Below are 12,027 nucleotides of genomic sequence, written 5' to 3' on the forward strand. Positions count from 1 at the left end.
AAATAATATTAATAATTCAATATTCGGGCTTAAGCGTTAATGAGCGCAATCGTTCCCGGCTTAGGGCAATCGATGCCAATTGTTCAAAAAATATGTACGAAAATACCATTAAAGCATAAAAACGTAGCACGGGCGATAGGTCATCGTACATAAATTTGGATTATCGGCTAGTGATGCTGATATTATAGTACGTCATCATCCTAAAAATTAAACAAGATGAAAGCCAGGTATACTTTATTAACCGCAATAACTTTTTTGATAAGCGCCACTGTATTCGCGCAAGCGACAAAAATAGATAGCAATTATCGCCCGCCGATTGGTTTTGGTAAGATAGGCCAGTTCAAGTCCTTCAAAAAATCGACAACCGACTTCATATTCCTCGGCAACAGCATCATGACCTATACCGACTGGAACGAACTGCTGGGCATCACTAACGCCAAAAACCGCGGCATCCCCGGCGATATGACCTTCGGGGTGTTGGACAGGCTGCAGGATGTAATTGACGGTAAGCCAGCCAAAATATTTATCCTGATAGGGATTAACGATATCAACCGCAAAATACCCGATAGCCTGATCATCCGTAACTACGGCCGTATCATCAGTCGCATTAAAAAAGGTACGCCAAAAACCAAGATATACTTCCACACCCTGCTACCCGTAAGCGAAGCCTTCGCATCACTGAAAGGCAAGCGCGACAATCTGCTGCATGTAAATGCCGAACTACGCAAACTGGCTGCTGCTGAAAAGATCACCCTGATAGACCTGCATCCGCGTTTTGTTGACAGCACAGGCGGTATGGATACCACATTGGTTTTTGATGGATTGCATTTGAACGAAAAGGGTTATTTCCGTTGGGCGGACATATTGAAAAAAGGCGGCTATCTGACAGAAAAATAAACCCACACCTCATGAAAAGCAATAGCACTATTAAGACAGAGTTTGAGCGGGATGGCTATGTGTTTATCCCGGGCTTTTTAAATGCGGAGGAAGTTCAAGCTATTAACAGCAACTTTAATCGCGTTATTGACAAGGTGGTACCCGCAATGCCTGCCGGGAAGGTTTTTTATGAAGACAAAGCAAACCTTGCAACATTAAAGCAGGTAATGGATATACATGCGCATGATGCTTTTTTTAATGATGTTTTAAACAAGGGAAAATTTATAACCCTTGCCGAATTTTTGCTGAACGACAAAGTAATTGGCAAAAACGTGGAGTACTTTAACAAGCCCCCGTTAATTGGCAAGCCTACGCCACCGCACCAGGACGGCTACTATTTTATGCTTGATCCTTCTGTAGCGGTAACCATGTGGATGGCACTTGAACCGGCCGACGAAGAGAACGGCTGCGTTAAATATATATCCGGATCGCACCTGAAAGGCATGCGGCCGCATGGGCGTACCCAAACTTTAGGCTTCTCGCAGGGGATAACCGATTTTGGTACAGCCGATGATATGCAAAATGAAATAGCTTTCCCGGCAATGCCCGGCGACCTGCTAGTGCATCATTCCTTAACTATTCATAGTGCAAATGGTAACAGCAGCGCCAACCGTACCCGCAAGGCGCTCGGGCTGATCTATTTTGGCGAATCGGCGCGTGAGGATGTGGAAGCAAAATTAGCCTACCAGAAAAAGTTGCAGGCAGAAATGTCCGCAGGTTTATAAGCCTTGCATTGATACAAATTCACAGAATATAATAACCATCCATTCGCTCTAAGTAACGTTTTTGTTATCGGTGATGAAAATAGTATCAGTTTTATAAAATAAAGTAGCATCTAACTAAAGCCCACAACCAATATATTTGAAAATAACATAACCCAAACATAACATGGCCGTAACCCAAAGCAATTCTAACGCTCCCGAAACCGAAAAACTATCCTACAAGGCATGGCTTGTGGTGGGGCTGCTTTGCGTAGTAGGCTGTTTAAATTATCTGGACCGTGTAATGATCACTACCATGCGCGGTTCAATTGTAGAATCTATCCCCATGACCGATGCCCAGTTTGGATTACTGACATCGGTTTTTTTGTGGATATACGGTATCCTTAGCCCTATAGCGGGCTTCGCTGCTGATAGGTTTAGCCGCAGTAAGGTTATTATGGTGAGTTTGTTTGTTTGGTCTGGCGTTACATTTATGACGGCGCAGGCAACCTCGTTTGAAGGTTTACTCATTAGTCGCGCGTTTATGGGGGTTAGCGAGGCCTGTTACCTGCCCGCCGCTTTAGCTTTGATAGCCGATTATCATAAAAACAGTACCCGGTCATTAGCCATTGGCTTACACATGGTGGGTATTACGGCCGGGCAAAGCCTTGGGTTTTTAGGCGGTAAAATAGCCGAAGACTCGCATTGGAGCAATGCCTTTATGGTATTTGGCGGTATAGGCGTGGCTTATTCGCTGGTATTATTTTTCTTTTTGCGCGATGCTAAGAAAACTGCGGTGATAGACGAAAAAACAGGTAAGGTGCAAAACGTAAAATTCGGCTACGCTTTAAAAGACCTGTTCAAAACCCGATCATTTGTATTCCTGCTGTTATTTTGGGGCATACTGGGTATTATAGGCTGGATGATCTTAGGCTGGCTGCCCACTTATTACAAACAACACTTTAACCTGAGCCAAACCATGGCGGGTGTTTATGCAACAGGCTATATGTACCCGTTGGGGATGGTAGGCGTAATAGTAGGTGGTGCTATCGCCGACAGGTGGAGCAAAACCAATAAGCACGCCCGTATATTGGTGCCAGTTATAGGCATGCTACTGGCCGCGCCTGCGGTATTTACAGCCAGCAGTACAAATTTAATATGGGTAGCCGTAGGCGGATTTATGGTGTATGCCTTTACCCGTGTGTTTAGCGATACCAACCTTATGCCTATACTTTGTATGGTGGCCGATAAACGCTACATAGCTACCGGCTATGGGGTGTTAAATATGTTTGCCTGTATAGTGGGCGGCATAGGGCTTTATGCCAGCGGCGCGCTGCGCGATGCGCATGTGGATATGGCGCTGCTGTTCCGTATCGCGTCGTTCAGCATGATCATTTGTGCCGGCTTACTGTATATGGTTAAAAAGAACGTTGAAAAACTACCTAATTGTTAAACTATGCTAGGCTATTTAATAAGCGGTATCCTGTTAAGTTTAAATGTATTGCAATGCAAACCCGCCGCTATAAAAACTCCTATGGAACAACATACGCCTTTTGAAGAATTAAAACACACCTTAACCCATACCCACAAGTTTGTAAAAGCCCACGCTGCCGAGTACCTGATATGGACCGGCCATGCCAACCTGGCTTTGAAAGAATACTTAAACGAAGAAAAGAAGTTTGGTACCGAGCCTAAATACCGCATTGTAATTTGGCGAGTACTGGTACAGGCAGAAACGGATCCGGCACGCAAAAAAATGTGGCTGGATAAAATGTGTGCAGCCTATTACGATATGGACGGCCCCGACCGCACCCACGCCACCGAAAGCCTGGCCAAACTGAAACAACCGGTAGCAGATATGTTCCCGGCAGTGACGGCTAAAACGCTGGTAGCTACCGATAGAAATTTACAAACCTACGCGCTTTGGGCCAGTTCATACGGCTCAAAAACACGTATGGATGATAACCGTGAGAAACTGGTGAACCTGGCTTTAACAGATAAGGATACCGTTATCCGCAAAATAAGCTCGTTTGTATTGCGTAAGGAGCAGGGGCTATCTGTTGCGCAATGGAATAAAATTGCCGCTGCTGCTTTGGCTGTTAAGCCGGGTGACGTTACCTATGTAACTTACCTAACCACGGCGCTGGTAACTGCCCCTACGGGCGCCGCTGCCGGTACTATAGGTAAGTTAAATAATGGGCTGATTGAAAACGCAAGCCATTACAGCGTTGGCGAATTGATAGAACTATCACTAGCACTTGCTGAAAAAGGTAACAAAACCCACCTTGAGCTATTAAATGGTATATTACAGGATAAATATGCCGAAGGTAAATACGACCCAAAAACAGAAGAGGCTGCCGATATGCGTGCCGCGGCATCCTATGCGATATTGAACATCAGTAACAAAAAATAATACTACATATACAATATGAAAATGAGAGAGAGCCGCGTGCTGGCAAAAGTAAAAGCAGGCCAGGCCGCCAGTTGTTTAAAGGTTAATTTGGGCGATGGCCAGGCTGCCGAAATAGCCGCCATATGCGGGTTTGATAGCCTGTGGATAGACCAGGAGCATTTGGCGCAGGATTGGTCGGTACTTAACTCGCAGATATGGGCGGCAAAATCGCGCAACGTGGATGTAATGGTACGTGTACCTAGGGGCAGCTACAGCGGCTATGTTAAGCCGCTAGAAATGGATGCAACGGGCATACTGGTTCCGCATATTATGAATTTGGAAGAAGCTAAACAGGTGGTGCAAATGACCCGCTTTCACCCGATAGGCAAACGCGCTATCGATGGCGGCAGCGCCGACGGCGGTTTTACCAATATGGATTTCCAGGATTATTTAAAAGATTCGAACACACAGAAGTTTGTGATATTACAGGTAGAAGACCACGAGGTATTGCCGGATATTGAAGCCATCGCTCAATTAGATGGGGTAGATGGCTTGTTCTTCGGTCCCGGCGATTTTAGCCAAAGCATTGGCGCCCCTGGCGATTGGGAAAACCCACGTTTGCTGGAAGCCCGTAAGCTGGTAGCCCAGGTTGCCCGCAAATACGGCAAAATAGCAGCTACTTCAGGCGGCATTGGCGGCTTAGATAGCTTTTTAGAAATGGGCTACAACTTTGTTAATGTAGGTGCCGATGTGGTTGGATTGAGCCAGTATTGTACAGACCTGGTGGGTAAATTCACCAGATCCGCGGCAGCAAAAAAAGACGCTGGTTCGGCAATTAACCCGGGTAAACCTTACTAACCATGAAGCTGCGCGAATTAGGTAAAACCGGTATAAAGGTATCTGAAGTTGCTTTCGGCGGCGTTGAAATAGGCATGCCTTACGGTATAGGCGTTAATGGCGAGGCCGATATGTTATCGCGAAGCGAAGCTATCAGCCTGCTGCACGAAGCAGTTGACAAGGGCATCACCTTTTTTGATACAGCCCGCCTGTACGGCGAAAGCGAATCTATCATGGGCGAGGCTTTTGAAGGCCGCCGTGATGGGCTGGTTATCGCCACCAAATGCAACCACTTTAAAGATCTGGACGGTAGCATTCCGGCCTATGATGTATTGAAAGAAAGAGTTCATGCCTCGCTGGCAGAAAGCTTAAGGCTTTTGCGCACCGGCTATGTAGATATCTACATGCTGCACCAGGCCGATCTCAGCATATTAACCAACCCCGATGTAAAACAGGTTTTCACCGAGTTGAAGCAAAGCGGCAAGGTAAGGGCCATAGGCGCATCAACCTATAATGCTATCGAAACTAAAACCGCCATTGATAACGGCTGGGACGTGATACAACTGGCCTTCAACCTGATGGATCAGCACCAGGCGATAAACTTTGATCATGCCGAGCAGCAAGGCGTAGGCATTGTAGTGCGTTCGGTACTGTTTAAAGGTTTGTTAAGCGATAAAGGCCGCGATCTGCATCCTGAGTTACGGGCGGTTGAAGATCATTTGAGCAAATACAAACAATTGTTGAATGAGGAGATCACACAGCTATCAACCCTGGCAACCAAGTTTGCTTTGTCTTTTAGCCAGGTTTCATCTGTATTAGTGGGGATAGACAGATCGGCTTACCTTGACGCGGCCATTGCGTCAGTAAGCGGAAGCTTATTAAATGACGATCAACTCGAGCAAGCCCGCGAATTGGTTTACCCCGACCGCGAGTTTTTAGATCTGCCCGGATGGGATAGAAAGGGCTGGTTAAAATAGTATCAGTATCGCAATTTTTTTTTTTTTAATTAATAGATAAAGTAGGAGAGTGGGCCCGGGAAACCGGGTCCATTTTTTTTGGCATTAACTTATTTCAAAGATGAAAGCTCTCATCGGTTTTTAATGCCGAAACAGGCTGTAACAGGCTAATTACAAACTATTTTGAAGATTGAAAAATAGTATCATGATTTTAATTAATAGTAGTAGTTATGGTTTTTTTTAAAAAGTAGATTTGATAAAGTAACACTAACCCACACTCCAATTATGATAAAATATTACTTAACCTACCTCTTGGCCACGGCTATTTAAGGTATTGATTACTAAATGATACCGGCCCTGATGTAATGTCAGGCGAATTGTATGATATGCATCATATTTTTACTTGTAAAAACATTACTACATACTAACCCTAATTGTTTTCCAACTATAAATTAAAGATTACATGATTAAATCTTACAACATTAAAAAAGGCCTGCTCTCATTGGTCTGTTTACTGTTAGCCTTTAGCGCCTATGCGCAAAACCAGGTTACCGGTGCGGTTAAGGATGCTGCAGGCGCCGCCATACCGGGGGTGAATGTAAAAGTAAAAGAAGCCCCGCAAATTGGTACAACAACTGATGTGAACGGTGCATTTACTATTAAACTGTTACCAGCTTACAAAACACTTGTTTTTAGCATGGTGGGCTTTAAAACCCAGGAAGTATCCATTGGTGATCGCTTCCTGATTAACGTCACCTTAGACGAAGAGGCTACCGGCCTTAACGAGGTGATTGTATTAGGTTACAACACAGCCCGTAAAGGCGATCTTACCGGATCGGTAGGTGTGGTAAGCGTAACGGATATGCAGAAAGCGCCGGTGCAATCATTTGCAGAAGCGTTGGCTGGTCGTGTAGCCGGTGTGCAGGTATCATCACCTGACGGCAGGCCAGGTGGCGCGCCAACCATATTAATACGTGGTTTGGGTTCGTTAAGCCAGGATAGTTCGCCATTATATGTAATTGACGGGGTTGCTTTTGAAAACCCTGATAACAATATGCTCGATCCCGCTACTATCGAAAGCATGAGTATATTAAAGGACGCTTCTTCAACCGCTATGTACGGCGCGCGTGGATCAAACGGCGTAGTGGTCATCACCACAAAACGCGGAACGAAAGGCCCGTCTAAAATAAACTATACCGGCTATTATAGCTTAAAGGAGCCCTATAAATTCATGAAGCTGTTAAGCCCTTACGAGTTTGTAAGATTAGCTTCAGACCAGTTTACCCCGGCCTCAAACCCTTACCTGACCAACGGTCGTACCCTGGAGGACTATCGCAACATGAAAGGTACCGATCTGCAGGACCAGTTGTTACGTACCGGTGTGATGAATAACCAAAGTATCACTGTATCCGGCGGTAACGAAAACAGCAACTATTCGGCGACAGGAAACTATGTTACAGAAGATGGTATCGTTATCGCTTCAGACTATGCCCGTTACCTGGGTAAATTAACCTTAGACCAAAAAATAGGCAAACGTGCTAAAGTAGGCGGCTATTTACAATACAGCCGTACCATGCGCCGTGGTGGCGACCCATCGCCGGGTTTGGTAAACTCCCTGTTCTTTTCTGTTTACGGCTGGAGGCCGATCCCAACACCTAACAATATTGATACCACGCCTGAAGACGAGCTATACGACCCGGATAACACGTATCCTTTGGATGCCCGTGTAAATCCTATCACCACATACTCAAACGAGTTAAGGAACAGGATAGATAAAAACATACTGGCCAACGTATTTTTTGAATATAATATCCTGAATGGCCTGAAATTTACCTCAAGGGGTGTGCTTAACGGTACCGATTCGCGTACGGAAACATTTAACAACACTAAAACCAGGAGCGGTGGTAAATACGGCACGCTGGGCGTAAATGGTTCAATACTGAATGGTACGATTGATTTTTACACCAATACCAACTTATTACAATTTAACACCAAGATCGCTGATAAACATTCAATTAACGCAACCCTTGGCCAGGAAATGGTGAGAAGCAACTACAAATCATTTGGCTACACTTCAACCCAGATACCCGAAGAAAGCCTGGGCATAAGCGGTTTAGATGCAGGCGTGGTGCAACAAACCAGCTTAAATGCAAGGTTATCATACAATACCCTGTATTCGTACTTCGGCCAGGTTAACTATAACTACGCAAGTAAGTATTATTTCACAGCCAGTTACCGTGCCGATGGTAGCTCCAAATTCAGTTTGCAAAATCGTTGGGGGTATTTCCCGTCGGCAGCTGTTAAATGGAAGTTTAGCGAAGAGAATTTCATGAAAGCGCTGCCGTTTATATCTGATGCTAACATCCGTGCAAGTTACGGTGCATCTGGTAACAACCGTGTGGATGACTTTGCTTACGCGCAGGTATTAAACTTTACCAGCCAGCTTTATTTAAATGGTGCCCTGGTTGGCCCTAACGCCGTTACCAGCACCCTGCCTAACGACAAACTGAAATGGGAAACCAACATCCAATCAAACTATGGGGTTGACCTGGGTTTCCTGCAGGATCGTTTCAATTTAACCGTTGAGTACTATCACAACAAAATCAAAGACCTGCTTTACCGTACACCATTACCGGGTAATACAGGTTATGCAAACGCATTCAGAAACATTGCGGCTATCAGCAACCGGGGTTGGGAGGTAACCTTGGGTGGCGATGTTGTTCGTGGTAAATTCAACTACAATACCAGTTTCAATATCTCTTTTAACAGAAACAGGCTGGACGCATTGTCTGACGCGACTGAAGAGGGCATTACCACCACCATTAACTGGGACGCCAACTTCGCGGCACTGCCGGCCTTTATCTCAAAAATCGGCGGTCCGTTAGGCCAGGTGTATGGTTTAGTGTTTGATGGTATTTATCAATATGAGGATTTTGATAAAACACCGGGCGGATCATACGTCCTGAAAAATAACATAACAGCTAACGCCAACGCGCGCTCTGCCGTGCAGCCGGGCCAGGAAAAATATAAGGATCTTAACGGCGATGGTATCATAAACGATAACGACAGAACCGTTATTGGTAACGGTTACCCGGTGCACGAAGGCGGTTGGAATAACAACTTCAGCTACAAAGGTTTTGATGTTAACCTTTTCTTCCAGTGGTCATATGGTCGTGATGTAATTAACGCCAACCGTATTTGGTTTAACGGTGGCCAGGCTACCTTCAGGTCAAACTACGGTCCGCAAGGTGCTTTTGCCGAATTTGCTGACAGGTGGACACCTAACAACCCATCAAACACAGCGGCAAGGGTTGGCCAAAACAGCAGGTTCTACTCAACCCTGTATACCGAAGACGCATCATACCTGCGCTTAAAAACAGTGAACATAGGCTATACGCTACCAAAAAAATGGTTGGAGCGGGCCAAGATCAGCCGCCTGAGAGTTTACTTAGCGGCTTATAACTTGTTCACCTTAACAGGTTATAAAGGTTACGATCCGGAAGTATCAACCTACGCAACTGCCCTGAGCCCAACACTAGATTATTCAAGCTACCCAAGGCCAATTACGGTAACCGCGGGTGTTAATTTATCCCTATAATTTAAACTGAACAAGCGATGAAAAAATTAATTATAGCAAGTTTTATCGGCCTGTCATTATTGGGTGGCAGTAGCTGTACTAAAGTATTAAATACAAAACCACAGGATTTTCTTTCTCCTGATATTTATTTCACCAAGCCCGAGGATGCTAAGGCTGCACTGGGTTCGGCCTGGAGACAGCTTACCTTAAGCTACATGTACCAGGGCTTTTACCAGTACCGCTGGCAAATTGGCGATGATATATGGTCGGCAATTTCTCCTTCTGCGGCACCCGCCAACATTGGCACGCCTCCAACCGATTCGCAGTTTGCAACGCGCTGGAACCAGATGTACCAAACCGTTCAATACCTGAATATTTTGCTGGCCAATATTGACCGTATACAAATGGACGCGACCGAAAAAGGCATCTACCGGGGCGAAGCCTTGTTTTTACGCGGCTTTGTTTACTACGAGTTAGTTAAGGATTTTGGCGATGTGCCGATGCGCCTTACCCCAACCAAAGACGCGGAAGACATTAACCTTGCGGCCACGCCACGGAAAGATATCTACGCACAGATATTGAAAGACCTTACCACTGCCGAGCCATTGCTGCCAACCACAGCCAGCCCTGAGTATGGTGGGGCGGGCTATGCCGCCCGAACCACGGCGCAAGCTTTATTGGCGCGTGTTTGCTTAAGTATGGCAGGTTCGCCTATTAATGATGCGGCTAAGTTTCAGGATGCCAGGGATTGGGCTAAAAAGGTGGTCGACTCAAAAGAACACTCTTTAAACCCTGATTTTACACAGGTGTTTAAAAACTATGCTACCGGTACTTTTGACAAAAAAGAATCATTATGGGAAGTTGATTTTAACGTAATATCAGGCAACAATGGTGCAGGCGGCCAGATAGGTTACCTTGACGGCGTGCTGCAAAGCAATATTACATTTGGCTATGCACAAGGCCAGGTTAACATTACGCGTAAGCTGTGGCTGTCGTACGGCCCATATTTAACTGCCGGTACCAAAGATTTGCGCCGCGATTGGACCTGTGCCAATTTTACCTGGAAAAACAACGTTTCAACAGCGGACTTAGATGCTAATAAAAACTTTTTAACACAAACAACCCTTTGGAACCGCGACTTTAATAAGTTCAGGGTTTACCAGGCACCTTTAAACCTTACCATGAGCATAACAGGCCTTAACTGGCCAATGATACGCTACTCAGATGTATTGCTGATGTTGGCCGAAGCAGAGAACGAGGTTAATGGCCCAACTGCACTTGCTTACACTTGCGTTAACCAGGTAAGGGCAAGGGCTTACGGTAAATTATTGCCGGGCGCTATCAACCTTACCGAGGCTGATGTAACTCCGGGTTTATCGCAAGGCGATTTCAGGGAGTTTGTACGTATGGAACGTTTCCGCGAATTGGCAGGCGAAAGTTTACGCAGGCAGGACCTGATACGCTGGGGCATATTTGTAACTACGATGAAAGGCTTAATAAACGACGTGTTGGATACAACAGTGCCTGCAGAAAGCAACCGTAACAATGCCAACGGCCAGCCTTACGGCGTAGCGTTAAACTACCAAAACGTACTTACAGACCGGGATTTACTTTACCCTATACCGGCTACTGAGTTACAGTACAATAAACTGATGAAACAAAACCCGGGATGGTAATTATAACCACTAAAGAAATTGTGAACAACATGAAAACAAGATCAAAATCTATATATAAATTTCTTGGTGCAGGCATGCTGGCTTTGCTTATACTGCCGGCTTGTAAAAAACAGGAAGTTATAACGCCAACATTTGATGTTAGCGTAACCAAAACCAGCTACGCGGTAAACGAACCTATTACGTTTAACTTTACCGGTACTGCCGATGTAATACAGTTCTATTCGGGTGCGCCGGGGGCTGAGTATAAGTATAAGGACAGGACCACCATTTCGGGCAAGCCCAACATCCAGTTTACTACTTTCCGCGAGGTACCGGCAAGTACCCAGGCCAATACATTAAGTGTACTGGTATCAAAAAACTTTGCCAACATATTAAATACCGAAGATATCCAGAAAGCTACCTGGGTGGATCTTTCGTCAAAAGTTACCTGGTCTACCGGTACTAATAATACCGCGTCTGGGATAGTGGATCTGAGCGAAGTATATGCGCCAAACACGCCTATAAATATCGCTTTCCGGTACAAGGCCGAAAAAGACGCCGTTGCAGCGCAGCCTAAATGGACCTTGAATAACTTAACGGTGAACAACGTGCAAAGCGACGGTACCAATATCCAGATAACTTCACAAACCGCTATGGGTTGGGGAGCTTTCAGTATAGCAGGTGCGCAGGCCTGGGCCTTTGGTACAGCTTCGTTACCGCTAACATTCACAGGTGGCGGTATCAATGCCGATGCCAATGAAGACTGGATAATAAGCTTACCGGTACAGTTGGATAGAGCACAGCGTGTTTACGGATTGAGCATAAAAGCCAGCCCTACGGCTAAGCAGGCTGACTATAAGTTTGCAGGCTATTCAATACCGGGTACCTACGTAGTAACATTTGAAGTAATGAACGCCAACAAATGGGATACTAAAACCGAAACAAAAGAAATTATCATCACTGTTAAATAGCG

The 12,027-nt window shown here is 45.4% G+C and carries 9 protein-coding genes; all 9 read left to right on the forward strand.

The window, feature by feature from the left end; genetic code table 11:
- The first annotated feature begins 216 nt into the window (after nucleotides 1–216).
- The 9 genes from AC59JT_RS04935 to AC59JT_RS04975 all read left to right on the forward strand — a co-directional run bounded on the left by AC59JT_RS04935 (nucleotide 217) and on the right by AC59JT_RS04975 (nucleotide 12,025).
- Entirely contained in the window at nucleotides 217–897 is a 681-nt protein-coding gene (locus tag AC59JT_RS04935; RefSeq protein WP_497396500.1) for a GDSL-type esterase/lipase family protein, read from the forward strand.
- 11 nt (nucleotides 898–908) lie between these two features.
- Nucleotides 909–1,661, forward strand: coding sequence for a phytanoyl-CoA dioxygenase family protein (locus AC59JT_RS04940; protein ID WP_497396501.1), 753 nt, complete (start codon nucleotides 909–911; stop codon nucleotides 1,659–1,661).
- Nucleotides 1,662–1,824: 163 nt separating this feature from the next.
- Complete coding sequence (locus tag AC59JT_RS04945; protein ID WP_497396502.1) at nucleotides 1,825–3,090, forward strand: MFS transporter; 1,266 nt, start codon at nucleotides 1,825–1,827, stop codon at nucleotides 3,088–3,090.
- 3 nt (nucleotides 3,091–3,093) lie between these two features.
- Nucleotides 3,094–4,050: a hypothetical protein gene (locus AC59JT_RS04950; RefSeq protein ID WP_497396503.1), complete on the forward strand. Its 957-nt coding sequence runs from the start codon at nucleotides 3,094–3,096 to the stop codon at nucleotides 4,048–4,050.
- Between the two features lie 15 nt (nucleotides 4,051–4,065).
- Nucleotides 4,066–4,887, forward strand: coding sequence for an HpcH/HpaI aldolase family protein (locus tag AC59JT_RS04955; RefSeq protein WP_497396504.1), 822 nt, complete (start codon nucleotides 4,066–4,068; stop codon nucleotides 4,885–4,887).
- A 2-nt stretch (nucleotides 4,888–4,889) separates the two neighbouring features.
- Nucleotides 4,890–5,843: an aldo/keto reductase gene (locus AC59JT_RS04960; protein ID WP_497396505.1), complete on the forward strand. Its 954-nt coding sequence runs from the start codon at nucleotides 4,890–4,892 to the stop codon at nucleotides 5,841–5,843.
- A 442-nt stretch (nucleotides 5,844–6,285) separates the two neighbouring features.
- Nucleotides 6,286–9,420 (forward strand): SusC/RagA family TonB-linked outer membrane protein, encoded by a 3,135-nt coding sequence (locus AC59JT_RS04965; RefSeq protein ID WP_497396506.1) that lies wholly within the window; start codon nucleotides 6,286–6,288, stop codon nucleotides 9,418–9,420.
- A 17-nt stretch (nucleotides 9,421–9,437) separates the two neighbouring features.
- Nucleotides 9,438–11,075 (forward strand): RagB/SusD family nutrient uptake outer membrane protein, encoded by a 1,638-nt coding sequence (locus AC59JT_RS04970; RefSeq protein WP_497396507.1) that lies wholly within the window; start codon nucleotides 9,438–9,440, stop codon nucleotides 11,073–11,075.
- A 29-nt stretch (nucleotides 11,076–11,104) separates the two neighbouring features.
- Nucleotides 11,105–12,025, forward strand: coding sequence for a DUF5017 domain-containing protein (locus AC59JT_RS04975; RefSeq protein ID WP_497396508.1), 921 nt, complete (start codon nucleotides 11,105–11,107; stop codon nucleotides 12,023–12,025).
- Nucleotides 12,026–12,027: the final 2 nt, after the last annotated feature.

The sequence above is a fragment of the Mucilaginibacter sp. A3364 genome, from assembly GCF_059690715.1.

Bases quoted from the DNA above. Each gene is read 5' to 3' on its own strand.
- AC59JT_RS04975 (WP_497396508.1), top strand. From the start codon at position 11,105: ATGAAAACAAGATCAAAATCTATATATAAATTTCTTGGTGCAGGCATG.
- AC59JT_RS04945 (WP_497396502.1), top strand. From the start codon at position 1,825: ATGGCCGTAACCCAAAGCAATTCTAACGCTCCCGAAACCGAAAAACTA.
- AC59JT_RS04955 (WP_497396504.1), top strand. From the start codon at position 4,066: ATGAAAATGAGAGAGAGCCGCGTGCTGGCAAAAGTAAAAGCAGGCCAG.
- AC59JT_RS04940 (WP_497396501.1), top strand. From the start codon at position 909: ATGAAAAGCAATAGCACTATTAAGACAGAGTTTGAGCGGGATGGCTAT.
- AC59JT_RS04935 (WP_497396500.1), top strand. From the start codon at position 217: ATGAAAGCCAGGTATACTTTATTAACCGCAATAACTTTTTTGATAAGC.
- AC59JT_RS04960 (WP_497396505.1), top strand. From the start codon at position 4,890: ATGAAGCTGCGCGAATTAGGTAAAACCGGTATAAAGGTATCTGAAGTT.
- AC59JT_RS04970 (WP_497396507.1), top strand. From the start codon at position 9,438: ATGAAAAAATTAATTATAGCAAGTTTTATCGGCCTGTCATTATTGGGT.
- AC59JT_RS04965 (WP_497396506.1), top strand. From the start codon at position 6,286: ATGATTAAATCTTACAACATTAAAAAAGGCCTGCTCTCATTGGTCTGT.
- AC59JT_RS04950 (WP_497396503.1), top strand. From the start codon at position 3,094: ATGCTAGGCTATTTAATAAGCGGTATCCTGTTAAGTTTAAATGTATTG.